This window comes from Novipirellula artificiosorum (assembly GCF_007860135.1).
Classification (GTDB): Bacteria; Planctomycetota; Planctomycetia; order Pirellulales; family Pirellulaceae; genus Novipirellula_A; species Novipirellula_A artificiosorum.
The window spans coordinates 162,036-187,778 of sequence record NZ_SJPV01000014.1 but is presented as its reverse complement, the minus strand read 5'-3'; the positions used below and the strand labels follow the sequence as shown (position 1 = coordinate 187,778).

At 55.0% G+C, this 25,743-nt stretch carries 18 protein-coding genes; 10 read left to right on the top strand and 8 right to left on the bottom strand.

Features of this window, described 5'->3' with window-relative positions; all coding sequences use genetic code 11:
• Window positions 1-539: 539 nt before the first annotated feature.
• Window positions 540-1,394: a peptidoglycan-binding protein gene (locus Poly41_RS28045; protein WP_146530683.1), complete on the bottom strand. Its 855-nt coding sequence runs from the start codon at window positions 1,392-1,394 to the stop codon at window positions 540-542.
• Window positions 1,395-1,714: 320 nt separating this feature from the next.
• Between Poly41_RS28045 and Poly41_RS28040 the strand changes: the two genes are divergently transcribed.
• Window positions 1,715-3,442 (top strand): alpha-L-fucosidase, encoded by a 1,728-nt coding sequence (locus Poly41_RS28040; protein WP_146530682.1) that lies wholly within the window; start codon window positions 1,715-1,717, stop codon window positions 3,440-3,442.
• A 62-nt stretch (window positions 3,443-3,504) separates the two neighbouring features.
• Entirely contained in the window at window positions 3,505-4,953 is a 1,449-nt protein-coding gene (locus Poly41_RS28035; protein ID WP_146530681.1) for a sulfatase-like hydrolase/transferase, read from the top strand.
• 370 nt (window positions 4,954-5,323) lie between these two features.
• On the opposite strand, the gene Poly41_RS28030 is transcribed toward Poly41_RS28035, so the two are convergent.
• Window positions 5,324-6,370 carry a carbon-nitrogen hydrolase family protein gene (locus tag Poly41_RS28030; protein WP_197231722.1) on the bottom strand — a complete coding sequence of 349 codons (1,047 nt, stop codon included), beginning with the start codon at window positions 6,368-6,370 and terminating at the stop codon, window positions 5,324-5,326.
• Between the two features lie 356 nt (window positions 6,371-6,726).
• Between Poly41_RS28030 and Poly41_RS28025 the strand changes: the two genes are divergently transcribed.
• Window positions 6,727-6,945 carry a hypothetical protein gene (locus tag Poly41_RS28025; protein WP_146530679.1) on the top strand — a complete coding sequence of 73 codons (219 nt, stop codon included), beginning with the start codon at window positions 6,727-6,729 and terminating at the stop codon, window positions 6,943-6,945.
• Between the two features lie 118 nt (window positions 6,946-7,063).
• On the opposite strand, the gene Poly41_RS35180 is transcribed toward Poly41_RS28025, so the two are convergent.
• Window positions 7,064-7,309, bottom strand: a complete 246-nt coding sequence (locus Poly41_RS35180) for a hypothetical protein (protein WP_231616004.1) — start codon at window positions 7,307-7,309, stop codon at window positions 7,064-7,066.
• On the opposite strand from Poly41_RS35180, the gene Poly41_RS28015 reads away from it, so the two are divergent.
• On the top strand, window positions 7,304-9,493 hold the full coding sequence (locus Poly41_RS28015; RefSeq protein WP_146530678.1) for a hypothetical protein: 2,190 nt from the start codon (window positions 7,304-7,306) through the stop codon (window positions 9,491-9,493). The genes Poly41_RS35180 and Poly41_RS28015 overlap by 6 nt on opposite strands.
• Before the next feature lie 215 nt (window positions 9,494-9,708).
• On the opposite strand, the gene Poly41_RS28010 is transcribed toward Poly41_RS28015, so the two are convergent.
• Together Poly41_RS28010 and Poly41_RS28005 are read right to left on the bottom strand one after the other, a co-directional pair.
• Entirely contained in the window at window positions 9,709-10,461 is a 753-nt protein-coding gene (locus Poly41_RS28010) for a hybrid sensor histidine kinase/response regulator (protein ID WP_197231720.1), read from the bottom strand.
• Window positions 10,400-11,521, bottom strand: coding sequence for a chemotaxis protein CheB (locus tag Poly41_RS28005; RefSeq protein ID WP_261344919.1), 1,122 nt, complete (start codon window positions 11,519-11,521; stop codon window positions 10,400-10,402). Before Poly41_RS28005 ends, Poly41_RS28010 begins: the two co-directional genes overlap by 62 nt.
• 172 nt (window positions 11,522-11,693) lie before the next feature.
• Between Poly41_RS28005 and Poly41_RS28000 the strand changes: the two genes are divergently transcribed.
• From Poly41_RS28000 to Poly41_RS27990, 3 genes are all read left to right on the top strand, one after another.
• On the top strand, window positions 11,694-12,032 hold the full coding sequence (locus tag Poly41_RS28000) for a hypothetical protein (protein WP_146530675.1): 339 nt from the start codon (window positions 11,694-11,696) through the stop codon (window positions 12,030-12,032).
• A gap of 279 nt (window positions 12,033-12,311) precedes the next feature.
• Entirely contained in the window at window positions 12,312-14,711 is a 2,400-nt protein-coding gene (locus Poly41_RS27995; protein ID WP_197231718.1) for a glycosyl hydrolase family 28-related protein, read from the top strand.
• Window positions 14,712-14,727: 16 nt separating this feature from the next.
• Entirely contained in the window at window positions 14,728-15,327 is a 600-nt protein-coding gene (locus Poly41_RS27990; RefSeq protein ID WP_231616003.1) for an alpha/beta hydrolase, read from the top strand.
• A 202-nt stretch (window positions 15,328-15,529) separates the two neighbouring features.
• Here the strand turns inward: Poly41_RS27990 and Poly41_RS27985 are convergent, their stop codons facing one another.
• A complete protein-coding gene (locus Poly41_RS27985) occupies window positions 15,530-15,886 on the bottom strand; it encodes a hypothetical protein (protein ID WP_146530674.1) in 357 nt (118 codons plus the stop codon).
• Window positions 15,887-16,044: 158 nt separating this feature from the next.
• Here Poly41_RS27985 and Poly41_RS27980 point away from each other — a divergent pair, with 158 nt between their 5' ends.
• A complete protein-coding gene (locus Poly41_RS27980) occupies window positions 16,045-17,235 on the top strand; it encodes an aldo/keto reductase (protein ID WP_146530673.1) in 1,191 nt (396 codons plus the stop codon).
• Window positions 17,236-17,446: 211 nt separating this feature from the next.
• Window positions 17,447-20,104, top strand: coding sequence for a glycoside hydrolase family 2 protein (locus Poly41_RS27975; RefSeq protein ID WP_146530672.1), 2,658 nt, complete (start codon window positions 17,447-17,449; stop codon window positions 20,102-20,104).
• A 37-nt stretch (window positions 20,105-20,141) separates the two neighbouring features.
• Here the strand turns inward: Poly41_RS27975 and Poly41_RS27970 are convergent, their stop codons facing one another.
• Entirely contained in the window at window positions 20,142-20,963 is an 822-nt protein-coding gene (locus Poly41_RS27970; RefSeq protein WP_146530671.1) for a glycoside hydrolase family 88 protein, read from the bottom strand.
• A 348-nt stretch (window positions 20,964-21,311) separates the two neighbouring features.
• Between Poly41_RS27970 and Poly41_RS27965 the strand changes: the two genes are divergently transcribed.
• The gene (locus tag Poly41_RS27965; RefSeq protein ID WP_197231715.1) at window positions 21,312-23,879 is read left to right on the top strand and encodes a mechanosensitive ion channel domain-containing protein; all 2,568 of its coding nucleotides are present in this window, start codon (window positions 21,312-21,314) and stop codon (window positions 23,877-23,879) included.
• Between the two features lie 241 nt (window positions 23,880-24,120).
• Here the strand turns inward: Poly41_RS27965 and Poly41_RS27960 are convergent, their stop codons facing one another.
• The gene (locus Poly41_RS27960; RefSeq protein WP_146530669.1) at window positions 24,121-25,557 is read right to left on the bottom strand and encodes a DcaP family trimeric outer membrane transporter; all 1,437 of its coding nucleotides are present in this window, start codon (window positions 25,555-25,557) and stop codon (window positions 24,121-24,123) included.
• Window positions 25,558-25,743: the final 186 nt, after the last annotated feature.

Here is a 25,743-nt window from a genome sequence, read left to right as displayed (position 1 = left end):
GCTGTGTTGGTGATAGTCCAGTCCGACGTGATAGGTTATTTTCGACATTGCTCGTTGCTCCGAGTGAAATCAGGGGAAGTTAGATATCACTTGGTTTTACTCTGCAGCGAGCATTTCATCCCCATCTACCAAAGTCGTCACTTGTTGTTCACGCGATGCTTAATGCTTTACTTGCTCTCGGGATTTTCGATCGACGGTCCCAAAACACGGAAAATTGGGAAAACACCATCACCCAAGAACGTTGGAAGAAAAAGTCTATCTGCACAGCGGCACTAAGTGGGCGATTTACCGCAAGTTTCTGAATCAATCTCGGACTGAGCGGCAAGGCGCTAGCCGCCGGTATTTCATGGTCCTAATCGGCGGCTAACGCCTTGCCGCTCACAAAGTGGCGCTATCTAGCTGGACAATCTGCTGCTGATGGAAACAGGTAACTTGCCGCGATTTCGTAGGTGAACAACGCACTGCCGTTACTCCAGCGAAGTTTGTTTGTCAGATCCTTACGCAGGTCCGAACGAAGGAAATACCACTGCTACGTTCAGCTAAACCACAAACAGACAAAGTCGCACCGGAGTCAACCCACCTCGACGTCGTGAATCGTAAAGATGCGTGATTTCTTGGTTGGGATTTTCGGCACCATTGCCAGAACTAATGGCGGGGTCGTTAATGATGATGTCTTTCTGATTGTACCCGACCGCAACCACCCAATGATCCTCGAGCCCATCGCCACTGGTCCCATAATCGACCCCGATCAAGGTTGGCAAGTTTTTCCATAATCGTTCCATAATGGTGTCAATAAAATCGCTGCGGCGACGGTAGTCGGGCCAAGTCAGCCTTGGCTTTCGACAACCAGGTGTTTGCCCAGCATCAAACGCCTTTTGCCAATACAAGTTATTGCCTGAGTACCCGTTGTTGGCATCAAGGTATGCGTCCAAGGTCGCAGGATTGATGTCATGTCCGTAATAGGCCAAACACATTGCAACCGAGCACATCGCACAGCCTTTCGAGGCGATGGATTTGTTGCCCAACATGATCGAGCCCCATTGCGGATCGCCTTGCCGGAAATGGGGGACTTTGCGACCGCCATTGCGAATGAGTGTTGCATGCCCGGGAGCCCGGTCTCGACCTTTTTGATCGTCTTTTTCGTACCAATCGAGCACCTTCCAAGTCTGCGGGCCGACAATCCCATCGGGTTCAAGATTCTCACCAATGATCTTTCGAGAACGAAGCGGATTCGCCTGGTTTTGAAACTTCTTTACCGTCGCTTTCGTTCCATTTCCGAACAGTCCGTCCACTTTGATGTCAGGTCGCGGGTCAATGAACCGATTTAGCATCATTTGCAATTTTTCGACATCCGCGCCTCGGGTGCCAAAGAGTAAATCTCGTCTGTTGGCCATGGTTTTGCTCCGAAACTGTTGAAAAGTGGATCGAAAAGGGTGCAGTGTGACCAACCGAGTTGAGGAGACGGCCACCGGAGTGTTGTCGAGTGCAGCAGGGAAAAGTTGCGTCGAATCGGCTGATTTTCTGATTGTACCCGGCGGAGCCCGGGACAGCCGCGCTCACATCCAGCAGCGGGAACGCGACAGACGAAACAGACGGGTGTGTGTGATACACTACATCAGCATTTGAACACCGCGAGTTGGCGATTCCACGCCGTGTTGCAGACACCACAAAGTCAATCGTCGTTTGCCCTGACGCCCCCACCCGGAGCCCTACTATGAAGAACGCATTGCTGTTTCCAAACTTCTTGGCGTTGATGATGCTAGCCATGAGCCCACTTCCGGCGGAGGATAAACCAGCCGTGGAGTCAGGTCCGATACAGAAACAGCCGTGGCTTCAACCCGATGCCGATGCGATCCTGAAATGGCAACAGATGCGGTTTGGCATGTTCATTCACTGGGGACCCGTCAGCTTAACCGGCCACGAAATCGGCTGGTCACGTGGTCGCGAAACAACGATCGACGAATACGACAATCTGTACAAGAAATTCGATCCGGAAAACTTTGACGCTGACCGTTGGGTCAGCATCGCCAAGGCCGCCGGAATGAAGTACATCGTGCTGACCACCAAGCATCACGACGGATTCTGTTTGTGGGATACAAAACAGACCGATTTCAATATCATGAACTCGGCCATGAGTCGCGATGTTACAAAAGAAATTGCCGAAGCGTGCCAGCGACAGGGAATCGCGTTCGGCACTTATCATAGCGTTTGCGATTGGCATCATCCCGATTTTCCACGCAACAGCCCCGGCGGCAAAGTTCGTCGCGAGAAATCGGACATTCAATCGTATCGTCGCTACCTCAGAGCGCAAGTAAAAGAGCTGATCGAAAACTATGGGCCGTTGGTCACCATGTGGTTTGATGTTCCGCAAGAGTTTGATGCTGACGAAGGATCGGAGAACATTCGAATCTGTCGTGAGCTGCAAAGCGATATTGTGGTTAACAATCGCGCCGGTGGCGGGCTCGGTGATTATGCCACACCCGAACAACGCGTCGGTGGCTTTGACATCGATCAACCTTGGGAGACCTGCATGACGATCTGTCGTCAATGGGCTTGGAAGCCCGATGACAAGATGAAATCATTGGCGGAATGTTTGCAGACGCTGATCCGAACCGCTGGGGGCGATGGCAATCTGCTTTTCAACGTTGGACCGATGCCGAACGGCGAAATCGAAGCTCGCCAAGTTGATCGGCTTCAGCAGATGGGCGATTGGCTTGCTGAGTATGGCGAAACCATTTATGCCACGCGTGGGGGACCGTACAAGCCAACGAAACACCTTGTGTCGACTCGCAAAGGCAATACCGTCTACCTGCATATTCTCTCTTGGCCCGATGAAGTCATTCGAGTTCCAAACTTGCCGGCAACCCTACTCAACCATCACGTCATCACGGGTGGCTCCATTGTCTTGACGACGGTTGATGATGAGATCGAGATTCGCATCCCGCAATCCGATCGCCAAGAGATCGATACGATTGTCGCAATCGAACTCGATCAGCCAGCGATTGAGCTTGCTCCGATTTCGGTTTCTTACGTCGGTCAGTCATTGACCGAAGGCAGACAAGCGACAGCCTCGAACGTTTTTCAACGCAGTGCTCAGTATGCTGCTGCCAAAGCCGTCGACGCAGACAACTCGACGCGTTGGGCCACCGATGCGGAAACCAAAGAGTGCTCACTCGAAGTTGATCTAGGTAAGCCCGAGAGGTTCGACCGAGCTGTACTGGACGAGTGTGTGGAGTACGGCGTCCGAGTCCATTCGTTTGAGCTACAGTATCGAGATGGCGAAGATTGGAAGACGTTTTTCCAAGGGACGACAATCGGCAGGGGGCTGTCGGTCAACTTTGATCCTGTCACCGCCAGGCACGTTCGACTTAGAATCCACGGCGACGACGGCCCGACGATCAACGAGTTTCAATTGTTTACACCAAAACGGACCAAGCCTTAAATCAACAATCGAGTTGACAAGGTTGTTTCACTGAAACCATCACGATTTCAGCGCAGAGAATTATGATACGACCCATTGCTTTCATGGTGGCTAGTGTTTTCGTGGTTTCAACGGCCGCGATTCATGCCGCCGAGCGACCGAGCATCCTTCTCGTCGTCTCGGACGATCAGGGCTACAACGATCTTGGCATACTCGGTAACGGCATTATTACCCCTGCCTTGGATCGACTAGCGAAGGAAGGAACGCGGCTGACGAACTTTTACGTGGCATGGCCAGCATGTACGCCATCGCGAGCTAGTTTGTTGACGGGCCGCTATCCGCAGCGAAACGGTATCTACGATATGATTCGCAACGAGGCCCCCGACTACGGCTACAAGTACTCGGCTGAGGAGTATGCAGTCACGTTTGAACGCATCGGCGGTATGGATTGCCGCGAAGTGATTCTTCCCGCGATGCTCAAACCGGCAGGCTACAACAGTGGCATCTACGGAAAATGGGATCTGGGGGCATTGAAGCGATATTTGCCGACGTCGCGCGGCTTCGACGACTTCTACGGATTTGTGAACACCGGCATCGACTATTTCCAGCATGAACGGTATGGCGTGCCTTGCATGTTTCGCAATCTGTCTCCGACCGAAGAAGACAAAGGAACCTACTGTACCTACCTGTTTCAGCGCGAGGCCCTGCGGTTTCTAAACGAACATGCCGGCAAACATCCATTCTTTCTTTATGTTCCGTTCAACGCCCCGCACAACTCATCGGCACTCGATCCAGAGATTCGCTCTTCGGTGCAGGCTCCGGAAGAGTTTAAGAAAATGTATCCACCAGTCGACTCGGAAACGCAGGTCGCGGCGAAGCATCGATATGCTTCACCAGCAACCGTGGTCACTCGGGAAGCACGTCGCCGCGACTATCGCGCCGCAGTGACATGCATGGACGTGGCGATCGGCAAAATGCTTCACTTGCTAGAAGATAAGGGGATTCTCGACAACACCATTGTGATCTTTTTTTCGGACAACGGTGGCAGCGGCGGGGCTGACAACGCACCGCTGCGAGGACACAAATCACAGATGTGGGAGGGAGGTGTTCGCGTGCCGTGCATCATTCGTTGGCCCAATGGCGACATAAAGGCTGGCCAGGTCAACGACGAATTTCTGACGAGCCTCGAGCTGTTCCCGAGCCTTGCCGTTGCCGCTCGGACGGAACTGCAAGCGAACGTCGCCCTGGACGGCTTCGATTGGTGGTCGACGATTCGGGGTGAGACCCCCTCGCCGCGAAAGGAGATGTTCTGGAAAAGAAGAGATCTGATTGGTGCGCGGATTGGCAAGTGGAAGTGGGTCGACATGGGCGGAAAGGAAGGAGGCCTGTTTGATCTGTCAACCGACATCGGCGAAAGGAAAGACCTCTCGGACTCGCGCCCCGAGATTCTGAAGATGGTCAAGGAACGATTTGCAGACTGGCTCAAAGAAATGGAAGCGGCTCAGCCTCGCGGACCCTTCCGTGACTATTAGAGCACTTATACAAATCATGTAGGTCCGGTTCCTGCCGGACAAATTCGAATCGGCCGGTAGGAACCGGCCCTACATCCCACATCATTTTTCAAAATGCTCTAGGGAGTTGCGAGATACAGTCGCTGCAGGGTCGCTTCCCACCGGCCGATTGCGGTCGAATGGCTTGCTGCATCTTCGGTTGGTCGGTAGCGATCCCTTGGGAATACTCCATGCAATCGTCACCACACGGCAACGATTCAGCCGAACGTTGGCCCGATACGACAACGGACTCGCCCAATCTGCCCGAGGGCATCAACCTAGCCATCGCTCCAGCGGCAAAGTGGACGCCGCGACAAGACAAAGACCTGCTTCGCTCGGCACCCGATGGCTTCTACCGACATTCACATTGTTCAGCGTCCGCCAGTTTCGTGTGTTCGTCGAGCGTCTTTAATTCAAACTCTTTCATCACGTCAGCGATCTTTACATCCGGCGAGCGGCTTTCGATGATCGTCCACTCTTCCTCAGCAAAGTTGCGAATTCGCACGTTGCGACCATACTTGGATTGGATCTCATCAAATCGTTGGACGTAAGGCCATGTGTGTAGAAAGGCCTTCTCCAGATTCACCGGCGCACAAATCCAGTGGTTCCAGCGACTCGTCTTCGCCACCGCCTCGCCAGTAATGTCACAGATTTTGGATGTGTCTTTTCGAGTACTCGACACCACACAATATTTGTGTTGCCATGCCTTGGCGTTGACCATCGCACCACCGGCAAACGCCGACGGCCAGAACACGATTTCTGCTTTGGACTCTTGCAGTTTCCGCCAGCTGTCGATCCATTCGATGTCGAAACAGATTTGTGCGCCGACGATTCCGAAATCAGTTTTGAAGACGGGCGGATCAAGCGGGCCCGGTGAGATGCCGGCCTTCATTTCTTCAGTGGTCGGATGGATCTTGTGATACTCACCGAGCAGCTCGCCCTGCCGATCAATGAACACGGCTGAATTGTAGAAACGCCCGTCTTGTTTCGTGATGATCGGACAGACAACGTAGCAGTTGTGTTCCGAAGCGAACTCGGCGAATGGACGCGATAGGTCGCCGATCGGTTCCTCCGCCCGCTCCTCGAGCGGTGGCTTGGCGCCCGTCAGGTTTGCCGTGGCAAATGTCTCTGGCAAGCAGACGATGTCGGGCTCGAAAGAAGCCACCTCTTCCATTCGCCCGAGCACCTTGCGGATCATTGATGGAGAGTCTTTGGCCTCCAGATTGTCTTGGGAGACGCTAGCGATCCAGACTTCACGCGGTAGCCGGTTGGCTTTGGAGGTTGGTTTCGCAACTGCCGACTCGCTGTGGGCGCTAGCGACGAGTACGCCAAGTCCCGTGGCGAACGTCGTCTTTTTCAGAAAGTTCCGTCGATCAGATGTCGTCTTTGTATCGGGCATTCGATGTGGCCTGCATAAAGGGTTCGGGCGGAAGCATGGACTACAACATACCTCACTCGCTGAGCATGTGCATGGCAAGGGGCGAGAAGTGGATCCTCTACGCCGACTAGCGGCCCGAACCGAACGCAAACGATACAACGCGATTGGCAAAGCCATCAAAGCAGTTACGCCAGCCAATTGCCTGAACTGTTTTCGCAACTCAGATTATATCGCACAGCAAATAAAAAATGCTCTAAGCAGCACGCGATCCAAAGGAGGGGAAGCCATGCGATGATCTCTGCTGGGACATCAAGAAGGTTTGTTGCAATTCCTACCCTGTCAGATCATCCCCAGGCGACCAGCCACCGCGTTTTACCTTGAGACTTCAGGACATCAGCCTTTGCAGCTTCTTCGATACCTACTGGCTTTCCCGTATCGCCCCCGACCTGCTTCCGCCGGAGTCGGTGCTTCGCAATATGCTCTGGGTCTACGGCCTTCGTCCCGTCAATGACACGGTCTTTGTCATCGGACGGGGCTATCCCGAGCCGCAGCACCACTACAGAATCCATCAGCGTGACTTGTGTCCATCACTATAATCTGTGTGAATAGGGGACGCTAAGCTGCACAACCTCCAAGCGGGAGAGTGAAATCCGAAACTTATTGATCGAACGTTCCGAGCGATCAGAACGTTCCCCGAGAATCGAGATGATTGACTTATGCGATTCGCGTAAGCCAGTCGTCGGTTGAGATGACTTCACTAATAAACACATGCCGAGCCACAAGGATTGTATTCTGCAGCTCATTCGCCGTTGCCGATCCCGCTTCATTCTCGACATCGAGTGTCCCCGTTGCATCCTTCAAAAACGCGACCTTGTCGCTACACTGTTGCTGGCTGCATCGACCCACCGGTGCAGCGACCCATTTTGCAGCGACGTGGGCTGAGTGAATGTTGAAATGCAAAACCCGCTGAAACGATTGACGCGCCGACGACTGGTTCTGCTTCTCTTGCCACTGGTGGCGCTCGCGATCTTGCTGATTCCAACGGGGCCGGGCATGTCGTGGGGATCGCTTTTCCTCATTCGCCAGCATGGCCTCGCGATCTACCAATTGACGGCGTACGACTATGAACTTGGCCGACCGACGTGGCATCAAGAGTTTCGGTTGAATCTGAATACAGGAGCCTGCGAGAAGACCGCATCCGAAAATGCAACGAAGTTTTATTGGGGCCTCGACGATCGCGGATCTGAGATTTGGATTGAGCAGATTGACGCGGCGGCAGAGCCAGACGATGACAAAGTCACGCGATTTCGCTATACCGTGATCGACCCAGCGACGAATCGCCTTCTTTTGTCGAGCGAGTTCCACCTGCCGAAACAGAATCTCTTCAAATCACCAGGTTATCCCTATTTTGTTGGCGGCGATTCGAAAACGATCTTCGTCGCCAACCTGCAAGATCCCGATGCGGACTTGATTACCTTTCCTCATTCTTTCAGCGTCAGCTTTCTGCCACAGATTCCAAACCACAATCGCTTCGTCGCGATCGATACGCAAACACGCGCTAGCTCGGCGAAGACGTTCAATCCATCTGTTCAGACCCTGCATTTGTTTGAGTTTGGCGAATCCGGTCAGCCGCGACTTTTATCATCGTGGCCGATTGGGAACGGTGGATTCAATTTGAATGCGTCCGAGGGGGCCAGGATAGCCCGTTCGTTCAGCAGCGACGGATCGAATTGGTTCGATCCGAATTTGGTAGTCGGATACGGAGGCGAAGTCATAGCGACATTAAACCCTCAACTTGACGCAATCGAGTTTCGATCGGTTGTCGACGGAACGCTGCTTGAGTCACTTCCCGCTCCCGCAGGCATCGGCTCGCCGAACGTTATCGCCTTTTTCAATCAATCACTCTTCACGGTCGAGTCGAATGACCATGCGGAAAGCGTCGACATAACGCGAAGGAAGGCGGTTCCATCGCCCGAGGCGAAACTGTTTGTCGTAGACCAACTGGATGAAGAGGGTTACCTGCTTTTTCTGAAGCCAGATTTTCCGAAGCAATATATTCTCTTTGACCGAGAAAATGAGCGTGTCGTGCAACGGTTCGACGAAGCCGGTTCAAAGATCTGTTTTCTCGATCGTAATCGACTTGCGGCTTTATCTGACAAGTACGGTTTCTCGGTCACGCTGCTCGATGCGAATAACGGAAACGTGCTGGCGGAACACCGACCGTTTTGGTGGGTACCAGCGGCACTTTGTCTATTCCTGGTTGGCTACGCTGTGTGGAGTGTCGCATGGGTCGTCGTCTCTGCACGAGAAAATGGCCGGGCTTGGTTTGATTCGGTCTTGATCGGCGGTGTTCCGCTTCTACTACTTACCGCTCGAGCCCTCTATGGTGGCCCGCCAACAGAATCGGACCGCCTTTGTTACCAATACGCCCAAGGGATTGCGGTCGCTGCCATCGTACTCGCAAGCGTTTGGCTACTGCTTGGCAAGACGCGGCTTTCATTGAGAGTACTACCGTTTATTACCTTGCTGGCTCTGCTGCTGGCGATACTCGGTTTCGTGTTTCGCGAGCAGTCATCGATCGCTTGGATCGGTTTTATGTCAACGCTAGTTCTCTCCTCCGTGTTGTTTCCCGTTATTCTGCTGTTGTGGGTTTTCCGAGCGTCCATCGAGCGTCAAGTGCCGGCTTTGCAATGGGATGCTTCCGGTGATCAAGCCAAATTGGCTTCAAAAGTCGCCCTTCGTGATTTGTTCTACGCGACACTGGTCGCGGCATTCTTGTTTGCTGCCATACGACCGTTAATGGCGACCATTCGCGTGGCGGCAGACGTCGATTTTTTGAGGTCTTTCCTCCAGCCCGAGTTGCTCCATCTTCTTCTCGGCTTGGGCGCGACATTGGCGGTCGCGTTGAATCGTCGCCGCATGATCGTGTGGGCAGGCGCCATCGTCGTCGGCTCGTTGTTTGCTTTACTCGCGACGGACTCAACGGCGAGGTTCATCATGGGTCGTTCCTATGATGCAACCGAACCGTTCAGCATTCTAACGAGAATCATCCTGACGAGCGTCATTTCGCTATTTGTGATGCTGATGCCCTATCGGCTACGATCATGGGTCTGGGCACGGCGAACGAAAGTTCGCTATAGCTAACTGGACGGCGCAACCTTGGGGACGATTCCCTGTAATTTGCTGAATCTATCTCGGACCGAACGGCACGGAACGAGCCGCCGGTATTTCATGGCCCTCACCTGCGGCTCGTGGTTTGTCACAGCTAAGAATTGTGCTGATGGACGCTTGTTTTAATCCAATGGAATCAGGGATTTTTCGAATGATTGAATGACTCGAAAGTTTTCGCCTGGCCTTCCTCAGGCGTGGGTTGAGTTGTCTGCCCTCGCAGCAGGCCCCTTCGCGGCGATCCGTTCGTAAAATTTGATCGGATTGAGCGGTTTTGCCAAATGAAAGTCAAAGCCAGCCTCAATGGCCGCTTGGCGATCGCTCTCTCTAGCATAACCCGTCAACGCGATCAAAGTTGTTTTGTCAAATCCGTCCATTTTTCTCACCTTCGAAGCAATTTGGTAGCCATCCATCTCAGGCAACCCGATGTCGATCAATGCGATTTCGGGCTTGAAGTTTTGGAACTGCTCCAAAGCCGAAGGCCCGTCACTCGCCTCGGCTACAACAAACCCTTCCAACCGCAACGTTTCGCTCAACATCATCCGCGCGTCATCGTTGTCCTCGACCAACAAGAGCTTTCGCCCGTCAAAGGCAACTGGCTTGGCAACAAGCTTTTGAACAAGCGGCCTCTCCGAGAGGGGCAACTGAATCTTGAAAGTACTTCCATGTCCCACCCCGTCACTTTGAACACTGATCGTTCCGTCATGCGCTTCGGTGATGATCCGTGCCAAAGACAACCCGACCCCCATTCCTCCCGAAGATCGTGCGAGCGTTGTTTCAGACTGCACAAACATTTCGAAAATCGATTCCTGCAGCTCTTTCGGGACGCCTTCGCCGCTATCACGTACGGTGATCACGACTCGATCGTTTTCGCGATCCAGGTCAAACCAAATTGCGCCGCCTGGCAAGGTGTACTTCGAAGCATTGATTAGCAAGTTGATCAAGACTTGTTTCAGGATAGACCCCCGTGTGTGCAAAATCGATGGAAGCCTGATGGACGTCCGTGGCAAAGATTTTCACTGCCAAACGGCGGTCCATCTCTTTCATGCACTCATCGATCATGATCGCGATCGAGTAAGCTTCCTCACCCGTCGCACAGGCAGCAACCCATACGCGAAACTCGTCTCCTGGGTCGCAAGCTAATAACAGTGCGGGCAACACGTCGTTGCGGAGCACATTGAACGCGTCACGGTCTCGGAAAAAGCGAGTCACACCGATCAATAGGTCTTTGTACAGTTTGTCGACCTCGGTCGGATCGTCTTCGAGGCGTCGCACGTATTCGTCAATGTCACCACCACGATGGTTCAATTGGATTCGACGCTCGATCCGGCGACCGATCGTCGTCGGCTTGTAATAATTGAAGTCGATTCGGTGACGATGCTGTAGTAGTCGGAAGACGCTCTCGATGCTCGTTTCGTCTACAGGAGGTGATTTTTCCAATTCCAATTTCGATCGAAACGGATGTTTCGCATAGCGATCGAGTACTTCAGCGATTTCAGTTGGCTCAACCACGACGTCCACCAAATTCGTATCAATCGCACTTTTGGGCATGCCGTCGAACTTCGCACTCTCGACCGACTGGACGATCACTAATCCCCCTGTCTTGTTTACGTCGCGAATCCCCCGCGATCCATCGCTGCCGGTACCAGAAAGAACAACCGCGATGCTGCGCGCACCCGCGTCCTGTGCTAAGGAGCGAAAGAAATGGTCGATGGGTAACGACAATGCCTGTTTGGAATCCTTCTCGGTCAACAACAGCTTGCCGTCCGCGATGATCATCTCTTGTTTTGGCGGAATCAAATACAGAGAGTTTGGCTCGACCACCATCCCATCTTCGACTCGATAGATCGGCATTTGAGTATGCCGCGCAAGCAGTTCATCCATTAAACTGCGGAAATCGGGCGATAGATGTTGTTCCAGACAGTGGCAAACCGCTTGGATGGATTCTTTCGTGCGTCTTACACAGCGTGCCCGACAAGATGTTGGGCCATTGCCCTGCTTCACTCTTTCGCATCGTGTGAATGAGTTTGCAGGCAAATTCACCTCAACGGATTGATGCGTCCTTTTGATGGACGCCCTCCGTAGTTAGTTGTAATTGCGTTTTTGCCGTGGCGAGACTTTTGGCGAGTTTCGCTACAGAGGTTCTGACGCACACCAAAACGAAACGGATTCGATAATGACAGCGACGGATACCGCTGCACGTACTGCCCTTGTGGAAGCGTTAGAGCAGTCATTCTTAGCCGATCGATCGGGTGAGTCAATGCCGGCCTGCTTCAAAGAGATTCATTACTTCATTGACTTGCTAGAGCAGTTGCAGTGTGAATCGATTGACAAGTTACCTGAGTCCGCAGCAATCCGAGCGTCCGTCACGTTGCACACTTGGAACAACTTGCTCAACAACGCCGTCATGTCGCTCGATTGCCTGGAGGCGATGGTGTCGACCAATCGACACGATGCCGCAATCAAGCTACTGCCGACGGTGATTCGATCGCTACGCGCTCTCGGAATCCATTAGTTCCGAGAATGTCCGTCGAAAGGTTCGATAGAGCGTTCTGGCAACACGTGTCGATGCTGCCGCTTCGACGGAATGAGACGAGGTCCATTGCCCGCTTTTAACCGATCCAGGTTTGCGAACCTCGATCCGTAGGTTTCGTGTAAGATGGTCAGACAAATTCCCAGCGAGCAGGTTCTTGCACAGGTCGGGTTTCCAACGAAAAACCGGTCATGCTCATCTATCTCTAGGTGATACTCGGTTGCAAAGCTCTGCTGACAACAAATCGCCTTGGTGAACACGATGAAAGCACGATTGAACTTTCTAGTCTTCCTCTCCGCAACCCTGTGGGCAGTGCCGTTTTGGGGGCAAGAAACACTGAGCCCCGAGATGCACCAACGCGTTCAGAAAAAGAACAACATGACGCCAATGCAACTGGCGGATTATCTACCTTACATCCATCCGCGAGTGGAGGATCCCGTTGCCGAGGGGGTCAGCTTGGATGTCCCTTTGGAAGTCGCCAATCGCCCACTTGCTGAAATCGGAGTTGTCGATGTCACGGCTGCTCCTTTCAACGCCGATTGCTCCGGCGTTAACGATACGACTCTGGCAATTCGAGAAGCCGTTGACTTTGCCCGCGACCACCAAATGGTCCTGTTTTTCCCGCCGGGTACCTATCGCATCTCGGATACGATTGAGTGTCGTCAAAAACTGACCTTGCGAGGCAACGGTCGATTGACGAGTGCCGCGAACTTTCCTTGCGTTCTGGTTGGCTCCACGCGACCCGGGAAGCGTTCCGTGCTGTTGCTCGAGCCTCACTCGCCCGGATTCGACGATCCCGAGCATCGCAAGATCGTCGTGCACTTCACCAATTGCAACTACGGCTTTGATAAAAGCGATTATCAGTACGGTCCGCTCCATCCGCAAGCGAACATCAGCTACAACCAGATGCTGAAAGATATCGATATCGTTGTCGGCAAAGGCAACGCCGGCGCCATTGGTTTGCGGATGCAGGCCGCTGAAGGTTCGAGCGTGCAGAACGTGACCATCGATGCGACGCACGGCCATACCGGAATGCTCGGGGCCGCGGGCAGCGGTGGCAGCCATCACAATCTCACCATCCGAGGCGGACGGATTGGTATCGACACGCGGGGCTTTCCGCCGGAAGGCCGTGTCGATGGTTCCGGGACTCAGCCGACGCCGACCATGGCTGGCGTTACATTGCTCGACCAGACCGTGGCCGCGCTGGTGAACAAATCGCGAGGCCCATTGATCGGCGTCGGTTGGCGAATTCGCACACAAACGACGGGTCCCGTGATTCGGCTAGAACGCGATTTTCCTTCCAGCCCCTATAACGGCGGCCTCGCGCTGATTGACAGCATCGTTCAATTTACCGGTGCAGCGGGCGAGGTCGTGTGTGCAACAGACAAAAGCTTCTACATGCGAAGCGTTTATGTTGATCGTTCGAAGCGTGTCGTTGACGGTATCGCGGCGGATGCCAACGGATGGACACTTGTTGAGGAATTGGCCTACCCAACACAGCCGCCTCGATTTAAGGACCACACCTTTCACGAATCCGTTTATCTCCATGGCGAACGGTCGGAGCAACCCTCTGTTCACATTCAGCCCGGAACGGAGCCGCCGCACGACCTCACGTCCCGGCATATCTGGAGCAACTCGTTTCCCTCTTTTCAAGATCCGCGAGCGGTCAATGCGAAGTCAACCCCCTACAATGCGGCGGGCGACGGAATGAGTGACGATACCGCAGCGTTACAACACGCCATTGACGAGAACGAGATCGTTTTCTTGCCCAAAGGCTACTATCGCGTCACCGATACGATTCGCCTGCGTCCGTCGACGAAGTTGATTGGCGTGGCTGGGCATTTGTCGAACATCATGACGCGCGCACCATTCGGCAAGCTTGGCGAAGGCGGTCGACCCAAACCGTTAGTGGAGACGGCCGACACGGTCGACGCGGATACAATCATCGCTCACCTGGGAATTCTGCTGGCCGATGAAGCTCCTGGCGAGTGCGTAAAACGGCACAATGAAAACTTGCCCTACTATGCCCTGTCCTGGCGTTGCGGCGGTTCGTCGATCGTCCGCTCACCACACATCGCACGAACACACCTGTACGGATACCCGTTGCGGCAACCGGATGGCATCGAGAAATTTAGATACTCGGCACCGACGGTGCGGATCAGCGGTCACGGCGGAGGCAAATGGTACAACTTCTTCATTCACGGCCTCGCTAAGGAAACGGATGACTACCGACACATTCTTGTCGAGAACACGCAAGGCCCCCTCGCCTTCTACCACCTTCACGCACAACATGCCGACTCGTATGCGCAGTGCGAGATACGCAATAGCGAGAATGTCAACATTTTCGGCGTCAAATCGGAGTACCAAACGCGATTTCTTAAAGTGAAGGATTCGAATCAGATTGGCATTTTTGGTCACGGTGGCAACGCAACCGCCTTGCGCGGTTCGGCCCATTACGTGTTCATCGATTCCGACAACGTCACACTCACCAACATGAGTGACCAGTTTGATCCACGGTTGGATGCACCGTTTTCAATTCCGTACAAGTCGCATCCGGTTGAGCCCTACTCCGCCTATGGTCCGCTTATCGAGATTCGAGAGGGAAAGGTCACTTCACTGCCCAGCAACGAAGACCCTGTCTTGTGGCGCAGCACGGAGTAGGAAAGGGTCGGATGCCATGCTTCTGACAGATGCTCAGAAACTGATCCATTCGTCGATAGAGGCCTTCTTCGTCGTCATGCCCAACGGTCGCGCCCAGAAAGACGACCGTGCCCAAGGCGATGTCTTTGCGTCGGGGCCAGCTTTCGCAGTATTCGAGAACGACTTGCTCGATGATGTCATCCCCGACATCGAGTCTCGCTATTCCGTGCAGGCGGATCGCGAGCAGCGAGGACTGGCGGGATTGTCGATGGTCGGCGGCCAGTCGCTCAATTTCGGACTGACGCATCTGGACACGTTTGCATGGGTGGGTAGCTTTTCGTCCGCCCCGAATACCAAGGCTCCAGAGGAACTGATCCCCGATTCGGAAAAAGCCAAAGAACAACTTGAATTGCTGTGGCTTTCGTGCGGCAACAAAGACGGATTGATCCGAATCAGCCAGCGGTTGCAGCGTTTCCTGAAAAAGAACGACATTCCGCATGTTTGGAACGTCGACTCACACGGACACGATCCCACTCACTGGCGAAACAACCTGTATCACTTCGCTCAGTTGCTTTTCAAAGACTCATCCGAAAATGGATCGGACGCAACCGACGCTGAGGATTCCGCTACTCTTTGATGCCAATAATAACCCGAAACCCGCATACGCTGCGATCGTCAATGACCCGCAACGGTCTCCTTGATGTTGATTCCAACGGAGAACAAAACACAGATCGATTGCTTCATCCGCAATCCTTCGCTGCCTTGTTGCGATAACCGAACGTTCAGGATGGGCCTTACTCACACGATTGTCTTGATCGTTAAGTTTTGGCGAACAGCTTTCATTCCTTAATCCAGTTGGGTTTGGGCTTCTCGCCCGCTGGCTTTCCGCTCAGTTGCGGCACGATCCAATCCAAGCCGTCCAAGTTGTCGCGCAGTCGCTGTTCGACGTCGTCTTGGGTGTGCCCGATGATTCCGATGGGACCCGCATAGGTGGAATGGTGAATCGTCTTTAGCATCGCCGCCCGCTCGGCGGGCCCGCGTTTCTTGCCGTCAAACGGAACGATGCACCATGCTACCAATTGGTGACGCGAGAAATTGTCCCGCACGTCCGTTTGTTGCGACTGCAACGGGGTCTGCAGATACAACAACAGTATCGAAGCGCCGACGGACAGACGAAAATTGACCGAGAGATTCATCGCTCGCTCCTATGGGTTAAAGAATACGGGTTCGATTTGATCGAACCAAACGATATCGCCCACCGCTCGCGGTCGACATCGTTTCTTGACTTATGTTACCATGAGATCCCACCGTGGAGACATGTACCATTTGTTCCCTCCAACCATAGTGCAGTCGTATGGATCGCCGAACGTTCCTTCAAAGTGCGGCGGCTGGCGCCGCGATGGCAGGCACCACAGCCGCTCAGAGTCCTGATCAGCCACAAGCGGGACCGGCACCGGGTGAGCGGCAAGCCACAAACGAGCCGGTCACGAAGGTGGAATGGCGAAACAAGCAGGCGGGCATGGCATATCGGCGATTGGGCCGCACCGGATTGATGGTTTCCGAGATCGTCAGCGGCGGTGATCCGATCCGGCCAGACAACTACGAACACTTGAATCTGGCGATTGAGAAGGGCCTGAACTACTTGGACATGGCTCCCGCCTACGGGCGTGGCAAGTGCGAAGAGGCCTATGGGAAACTGCTAACCGGATCGGCCAAACGAGAGAAGGTCTTCCTGACCACAAAGATCAGCGGGTTCAAGGAACTCCGTAACCGCCTGTATCAAGAGATCTTTGACGAATTGCCTGCCGAGAAACAAAAACGCATCATGCAGCGCGCGGAACAGACGCTGCAAGCGGGTGGAGCCGCCAAGCCGGGCTACTTCGTGAAGTACTGGCCGGGCCAGGATCGCGAGTTTGCTCCTTCTTATCTCAGCAATGCAATGATGCCTGACTATGCGCATCGCGTCGAAGGCAGTAAGGAGTTTGCAGAGCACATTACAAACTCCATTGAAGAAAGCTTGAAGCGTGTAGGAACCGACTATTTCGATATCGTCATGTGCCCGCATGGTGCCTGTACGCCGGAAGAGCTTCGACTCCCAGAGATCCAGGCGACAATCGATCGGCTCAAGCAACAAGGCAAGATCCGATTTCTCGGTGTCACGTCGCACAACGATCCGGCCGCCATTCTGCGAACTGCCACCGAAGTGGGCTATTACGATTTGGTGATGATGGCTTACAACGTGATCAATGGTGGATACCTTGATCACGCGATCCAGATGGCAGCCGCAGAGGACGTCGGCGTCATTGGCATGAAAGTGGCAATGGCCGTCGCCACACATCATAAGTCGTTGCAGCCGATCCCACAGTGGCGAATCGATAAAGTGGACCGAATCGTTCCCGGCGAGATGAAGGCGCCAATGAAGGCCTATCTGTGGGCGTTGCAGAATCCCAGCGTTTCAGCCGTGATCTCAAACCTTTGGGATAAGCAGTTCATCGAGGAGAACCTCTCACTGGCCGGAAAGAAGGTTGAGCTGCAACCGGCCTAACAGCAAAACGCTACGCTGGGGCGAAAACGTTGCCAATACATGCACAAAACGCAAGCGAGTGGGTTTTGACGCAAGTGATTCACTCGCGTGCGATTCGAACTTGCATGGAAATGAAAGTGGCGTCTTCCGGTTAGGCATCCGCCCTCGCTTTAGGAACCGACCCGCTATCGCACCCGGATTCCATCCGGCACCTTCCCCGACAGAGCCCACCATGAATCATGCCTATCGTATTCTTGCATCCCTTGTTGTCCTCTGCTGCTCGGCCGGCGTTCTGTTCGCCGACTCGACGCTGCCGGACGGCTTTCCAGACACGGAGCGAAGCAAGACGAGCCTGACCACAAGCTGGCGATTCCACCTGGGCGATCCCGATGCTCTTCACCATACCTCGGACCTGGACGACTCTTCTTGGGATGTTGTCTCCATTCCTCACACGCTCAAGCTGACCGATCTCAATCTCGACGGGTGCGACGACGACAAAACGCAGCCAACGTTTCACCGCACGGTCGGCTGGTATCGTCGAACGATCGATGTTTCGAAGCAAGCGGGCAAGGTCTTCCTCGAATTCGAAGGCGCCCATCAAGTGACCGACCTTTGGGTCAACGGAAAGCACGTCGGCCAACATGCGATCGGGGGATATACGCCGTTCCACTTTGACATTACGGACTTCGTTGAGCGGGGCGGAAACAAGGTGGCGCTTCGAGTTGACAACCGCCGGCGCGACGGCGTTCCGCCGGATCCCGGCCCCTTCGACTACGTGAAGTTCAGCGGACTTTATCGCGACGTTTATTTGGTTGAGACAGCCCCACTTCATGTCACGTTCCCCTGGGAAGATTTTTACGCGGGCGTCTTCATCACGACGCCGACCGTAGACCCGCTCAACAACAACGCGACGATCTCGATCCGTACAACCGTGCGTAACGAAAGCGATCAAGTGAAAGCATGCCGTCTACTGACGCGCGTGATCGACAAAGAAGGCGTCGTCGTACTGCGGCTGCTTACCGAGAAAGTGGTCCGTCCCGGCGCCGACTGGACGATGAATCAAACCGGAGGCATCGAAGAGAACCTGCACCTGTGGTCGTGCGACGATCCCTATCTGTATCGTGTGAACACGCTCGTCTTGGATGGCGACCACGTTGTCGATTGCATCGAGAATCCGCTCGGCATCCGATCGATTGACCTGAGCAAGGAGGAAGGTTTCTTGCTCAACGGCAAGCCGGTGCAGTTGGTTGGCAAGAACCGGCATCAGCACTACGCCTACATCGGCGACGCAGTCCCAAATGCGCTGCACTACAAGGACATGCTGCAATTCAAGCAGATGGGGCTGAACATCGTCCGCACGGCTCACTACCCGCAAGACAACGCGCTGCTGGATGCTTGCGACGAACTTGGCATTCTTGTTTACGAAGAGGCTCCCACCTGGATTAGCATTGGAAACGACGCGTGGTTCGATAACCTCGAAAGAGCCGCGCGTCGGATGGTGCGAAATCACCGCAACCATCCGTCGGTCCTCATTTGGGGCGGCGGAATCAACCATCGTGGGTACGTTCCCCGTTTGCACTACGCCGTGAAGGAGGAAGACCCGACTCGCTGGACCGGTTCGAACAACGCAGAGTGGACCGGTGTGCAGAATTCCGGCGTCTGCGACCTGTTCACGAACATGGACTACGGCGGAATCAAAGACTGGTCCGGTAAAGAGTATCTCCTAGCGATGGAGGGCGGATCCGGTGAATCGACCTTACAGAAGTACGCGAGTGATCCGTTACGTCTCGGTATCATTGCCTGGACCGGCCACGCATATTACACGTTCCACATTGGTCCCAACCAGTGGAATCGGATGCGAAGCGGTTCGCTCGATGGCTTCCGCACACAGTCACCGCCGCGCGACGCGACGTCCGGCGAGCCGGTTGCGATGAAGTTGGAACTTGACATGGAAGACCGTGTTCTGACCGCCGACGGCTCGGATATCGTCATCGCGCGAACTCGTTTCTTCGACAACAAGGGCAACATCGTTCCGAAGTCGGAGCTACAAGTCCGCTACTCCGTGACCGGCCCGGCCAGTATCGTCGGAGACGGGCTGCTTAAGGGCGTCAACCCGATCGGCCTTTCGCGGGGCGCCGCACCGGCCCTCATTCGGGCGATGACGGAACCGGGCATGATTACTGTTCGCGCCGAATGCGAGGGATTCGACGCCCAAGAAGTAACTGTCTCGAGCGTCCCATTCAACTCCGACTCCATCGAAGCCAGCGCGAAGCCGATCTACGACCAGGAGAAGGTCCTCGTCGACCTGGGCGAAGCGGGACAACTCGTCCAATTCGACTGGACGCCCTGGTTCGGCAACCGTAACGAGGAAGCGTTGATCACTCTTCCGAACATGGGCGGCTTCAAAGTCGCTCTGAAGTGCGGCTCAAAGGACGGCATGACTCGCTGGCTCGGTGAGGCGAACATCAAGGGATTCAGGAACTTTGCGATTGGCGATGGCATGTGTGCGGTCGATGAGAAGGGGCTCCTCTTGCAGTTCAGCGGGCTGCCGAAGGGGCGATATCAGCTGAAAACGTATCACCATTCTCCTCGCTCGAATACGAATTCGATGGACCCGAATCGTGAACGCCTCAAAACTCTGACCATTCACCAGATTCCGGTCGCTGCGAACGTCGCGATTCAAGTGGACGGCAAGCGAGTCGTGGCCGGCACGACATCGGGCGGCCAGATCCCGGATTCTGGGCCCGGCGCGGCGATCGTCACGTTCGAGGTTCAAGGCGATGCGCCCGTAACCGTCACGATGACCGACGCCGACGGCGATGGCGCGAAGGCGGTCTGGCTCAATGCGTTCGAACTGCAACAGGCATCCTGCGTTCATCAGAGCAACTAAGCAATGTGCGTGAAATAGGTGAGCGGAATGGCGTCAGCTACCGGTGAATGAGGACAGGGTTATCGAGCAACAAACCGGCGGCTAGTGCCGTGCCGCTGCTCTCGGGCATCGTATAGTGCCAGGGATCATCCAAGTTAGACCGCCAGAAGCCGTCATCCTGTTGACGTGCGGCAAGCGACTTGGCCATCCGCCGGTACAGGTCGACATACCGGTCGTAATTCGGGGCGTCCTTGGGAAGATGTTTCAGGAGTCTCGGGAGCCCGGCAAACACCCAGCCGTTGCCGCGAGACCAGAGAATCTTCTCGCCGTTGGGTGACTCTATTCCGATGTAGGATGGATCGCGATAGTACAGCGCTTCGTCCTTGTCCAGAATCACGTCCGTCACGTTCCAGAACGCGTCATTCAGGAAATCCAGATACTTCTGATCGCCAGTCGCCTTGTACAGCATCGCGAATAACGGAGCGGCATACAGCGAGTCGGCGTAAACATGACGAACGTCCGTGGGATTGGGCTCATGACTGTACCACACCTTCCCGACCTCTGGCGCGTAGGGCAAGTCGATGCGAAGTCCGTCGATCGTGGGGACAATCTTCATTGGGTTCGGGTCAAGCAAATGCAGCTCCGCCCACGTCATCGCGCAAAACAACCGATTGAACCCCGATCGCTCTTTTCCGATTTTCCACTGATGCTTCTCGGCCCATTGCAAAGCCTGATTGAGATAGGTTGGATCGGCCGTGGCATGATACGCCTCGATGACGCCGGAATACCAAGTGGATCGCACCCAATCGCGATCGGTGTCGCGATAAGGATTGTCGCGCGTGAGCGATTGGCTCGTTGCATCAACTCCAGAATCTCGGATTCACGAAGAGGATCTGCGGCCAAAGATCGATTCGTCGTGCACAGTATGACGGCGCCGAGAAGTAGGCTCCAGCTCGCGACGCGAGTGAGGCATGTCGCGTACCGCTTTTCCGTGACTGAAAACATGTGGATTCCTTCTGTGGGCAAGATTGCGGGACTCAGGGCAACGGCACGCATGCTCATGTCTTCCTTAACTTTACACCGGGGTGTTCGCAGGCGGAATTGGCTCTAAACTCTTGTGCTCTTTCGAGTCGTATTTGGGAGCATCCCTCATGTTCGTCGACCGCCGCAAGACACCGTCCTGCTTTTTCTGAATGGCATGATCATACTCATTGGCACAAGGCACTCCATGGACCCCCTGCTTCCATACGGTCGTATAGGACCACATGCGGTGTTGCTTTTGGCGGCATGCGTCCTTGGGCTTCCAGGCCCCGTCGCATGGTCGCAGGGCACTGCACCCACGACATCGGGCGACGCAGAGACCGCTGCGACGGAGATTCCTGACGATCAGTCGGGAACAACAACCGCCCCGCCCATCTTGCTGGAGGAAGTGCCAAATCGCGCGGAAGCGACAACCGCCGAGTTGGCTACGCTGCTACCCCGCGACAGCTCCCATCGGACCCTTGAGCGGGTCGGTGGAGAAACGGATCTCGTACTCAAAGAAGTCGAGACGCAATTGGCGAAGACCCGGAAAATGCTGACTGGCCGTCCCAACGTGCGCACTCTGCAAAGGTCCTCGGCCGAGCTCACCGAGATGCTCGATCACTTGCGGTCACTCGAGGAGGAACTGGATGGCCAACTGGATGGCTTCGGTGATTCATTCGAGCGAATTGACAAGATTGCAGCGGTTTGGACGATGACGGACGAACTGGCCAAGACCAAAGAGGACGCCGATGCGACGATGTTGACACGCATTGCCGCCGTGCTCGGTGAGATCGCTCAGATGCGTTCGTCAGTCGTCGAACGTCGCAATGAGCTATTGTCCGTGCGCGACAAACTGGTGAATCCGAGCGTCGCGCTCGCTGAATCCATCGAACAGTTGCAAGCGACCGTGGAGGCACGGCTGGCGGGAATTTTTCGGGCCGAGCACCCACCGTTGTGGAGCCCGCGAATCCGAGAATCGCTCCAGATGGAATGGCAAACCATCGGGCCGCAGCTCTTAAGGAAGCGGTTTGAAGAGAGGGGACAAGTCTCGAGGAAGCCCACGCATTCGATCGGCTTCCAGATCGTGCTGTTCCTAGCCATTGGCCTAACCTTGCGTTGGCTGCGCCAGCGGACCCGAGCGAGGGCGGAAGTTGATAATCGTCTAAGAGGTGCCCAGTTGGTCTTCGAGCACCCGTGGGCCATGGCCGTGTTGATCACAGCTTTTCTCACGATACCGCTGGACCCGCTAGCACCCCGTAGCGCTGGATTGGTCGCCGCCGCATTCATCGCCGTCGCAACGTTGCGAATTGTTCAGCGCTACCTACCTGATCCATTGATCCTGTTCACTTGGGGGCTGGCGATTCTGTACATTCTCGATCGGTCTCGCGACCTGCTCGATACGACACCCACTCTGAGTCGCCTCGTCTTCTTCGCAGAGATGTTCGGTGGACTCGGCTTGTTGATCTACCTGTTGCGCCCGAGCCGAATCGTCAAACTGCCCGAGGAGCGTCGAGGTCATCCCTTCTTCCGACCGCTCTACGTGGCGATGAGTCTCGCTGCTGGAGTTTTGACAATAGCAATCTTGTCGGATCTGTTTGGATGGAGTGACCTTGCCGTGTTGCTGGGCGACGGCGTTCTGAGAAGCGGCTATCTGGGGTTGGTGGTCTTTGTGCTGCTGAAGGTGGCTCAGGGGCTAGCCATGTTTGCGCTCGTCCTTCGACCTCTCGAACTCGTTCGGGCGATCTCCAATCATCGACAGAGAGTGCAGCATTGGCTTGAGCGAGGCTTGAGTGTCCTTGCGGCGGGCTTCTGGGCGGCACTTGTCTGTGGGCAACTTGGTCTACTCACGCCCGCGATCGAGGTTGCCAAACAGGTCCTTGGTGCCAGTGTCGAGATCGGTGCGCTCTCGGTTTCACTGAGCGACGTGGTCGTGTTTGCATTCACCGTTTGGTTCTCCTTTCTGCTTGCGCGGTGGGTGCAGGTGCTTCTTCAGGAAGATGTGTTCTCGCGGGTACGTACCAGCCGAGGTGTTCCGTACGCTGTCTCGAACCTCGCCCGATACAGCGTGATTTGCCTTGGCTTTCTGGTCGGTCTGTCCGCAGCGGGCGTCGAGATCACTAAACTTGCCGTCGTCGCAGGTGGGCTAGGCGTCGGGATCGGATTCGGTTTACAAAACGTTGTCAATAATTTTGTTTCTGGTCTGATCCTGCTCTTTGAGCGACCGATCGATGTCGGAGACACGATCGAGTTGTCCGACACCTCGGGGACCATGAAACGGATTGGTATCCGTGCCAGCGTGATCCGCACCTTCGACGGGGCCGAAGTCATTGTGCCCAACGGCATGCTCATCTCGGACAAGGTCACCAACTGGACGCTTTCGGACAGGCGTCGGCGGATCGATCTGAACGTGGGGGTCGAATACGGGACACCCGCCCAGCGAGTGATTGACCTGCTGATTGATGTGGCGAAGGCCAACCCCAAGGTGATTGGCGATCCCGAGCCGGTCGCCTTTTTTGAGAACTTTGGCGACAGCTCTCTCGATTTCAAGCTCCGGGCGTGGTTCGATGCGGATCACGCAACCAACACGCATACAATCCACAGCGAGATTGCTGTCGCCGTCCAGCAGGCGCTCGAAGACGCCCACATCGGCGTCCCCTTCCCGCAACGCGATCTCCGTCTGATCAGCATGCCCCCCAACGCGGAGTCAGACCCCAACGCGGCGACAGACCTCGGTGCGGTAAAGCCGCCGTCCGATCCCAGAGATGGGCCATGACGAGCATGGGGCACGCAATGGCCCGGCAAGGTTTTTATTCGTGCCACACCGGCGTTCCTGTCCCAGGTATCTCTCGGTAGGTTGCTCCGCAGCAGAGCCTGCCTCCCGTTTGACTGGGCAATACTGAATTCGGTCGGCGATTACTTCAACGGATGGTTGATGATGTCGGGTTGGATTCGGAATTTTGGTGTGTCGATCGGTTCGTCATTCGCGCAGCGCTTTGTGGCATGAGCCTAAGCATTTACGGCAAGTCGAAGATCAACGCCGATTGGATACGATGCGCATCGCCCTTCTTGCGATCGACGGTTTCCAGCAGACCATACAAATACTCGATGCCAACCTTCACTCGAGCTACCGGATTCCAAATCGCATTGACCGCTAGATAGGTTGTCTGCCGCTCGTCGCTTGCCGCCTGAAGCAACGAGTTATCGAGGGCGTTTTCGGCGTAGGTCAAGTTGGAACTCAGACGGTCATTCCAGTCCCAAGTGATTCCGACCATCCAGCCTGTAAATCCCAACACCTTGTCCGTGGTTGCGGTTTCGGGCGCCGCATCCGGCAGCCCCCGGTAGCTACCAATTCCATCTCCAAATACGATCTGGTGATAGAACTTGCTCTTATCCGTCAAGAGCGTTGCTCCGGTTAGGTTGATCCCCCAGGCTGATCCCGTGATGACACGTTCGTCCGTCGGCTGAAAGCCACCTAGCCGATACAGACAAGCTATTTGATATTGCCCCCATTCTTCGCTTAGACGCAGTCTCGCTACCAAATCCGGCGAAGGCGTACGCGAATCGCCCGTGATTCCCGGGGGCGGAACCACGTCGAATTGCGGATTCTCGGCGGCAATCGCCATGGTCCAATTCTCATTGAGTACCGGTTGTGTCCAGCGGATCAACGCCTGTCGTCGATTGACGCTCGAAACGGACCCTTCAAAGTCCAACGTTGCCGGAAACGAGGCCACGTCGGTAAACGTGGTCCATGTCTGACCGACCAAAAGGGAGCCGACCTCGCCATAGGCATGACGTAGGCGATAGCTATTGTTGTCACCGAAAAAATCCCCTTCGACGAACATGCGAACGGGATGTGCATCAGACGCCCAGCGTGTGTCGAAGCTGAGCCTTGTCTGACGTGCATGAAAACGTGTATTCGTTCGGGCAGGAGCGCCAACCGGTATGTCCGTCGTGACAAAGCTATCGGTGGAGTCGATCGGGTTAAAATCATAGATGAAGTCGGCCTTCACATATCCGCCGATCTTCATGGCCACATCCTCACCGAACACAATCAAACCACCCTTGAATTCGGGCGCATCGTAGAGATTGGTGCCGACGTCAAATTGTCGTGGGTTGCGTGAGAATTTCCCCTGGAACCTGCTTGCATTGGGCGCGGGCGTCAGTCCGGTCGACACGACTTGCGACTCGGATACCTGCGCGATGGACGTCGGCTGATTGACTTCGCCGCTAAAATCCGCCAGTGCAAGCCCCGCGGTTTGATCGTCAATTCCGCCGAATGTGAATGAACCAGGTAGCTGCAGTCCCGGTGACATGCTTACCGGTAGCTCAATCCCGCCATCGTTGCTCTCAATTGCATGCGGTAGCAATGCCGCTGGAAAAGAGCCCGTTTGCGCGTGGCTCCAACCGGCGGCCAAGACGAGCCAGATTGCCGAGGATAGTGCTCGATGCAAGACAATGTTCCAGAAAGACGCGGCAAATCGATGCGAGCGAACAAACCAGCCCCCAGTGGGCGAAAGAAAGTTTAGTCAAGCCATCAATAGAAAAGCGCGTTGATGCCTGTCAACCTCAGCCCCAAAGGGCGCATGGGACGGGGTGCCCGGAAAACACCTTTTTACCCGCTGTGCAATGAGGATCAT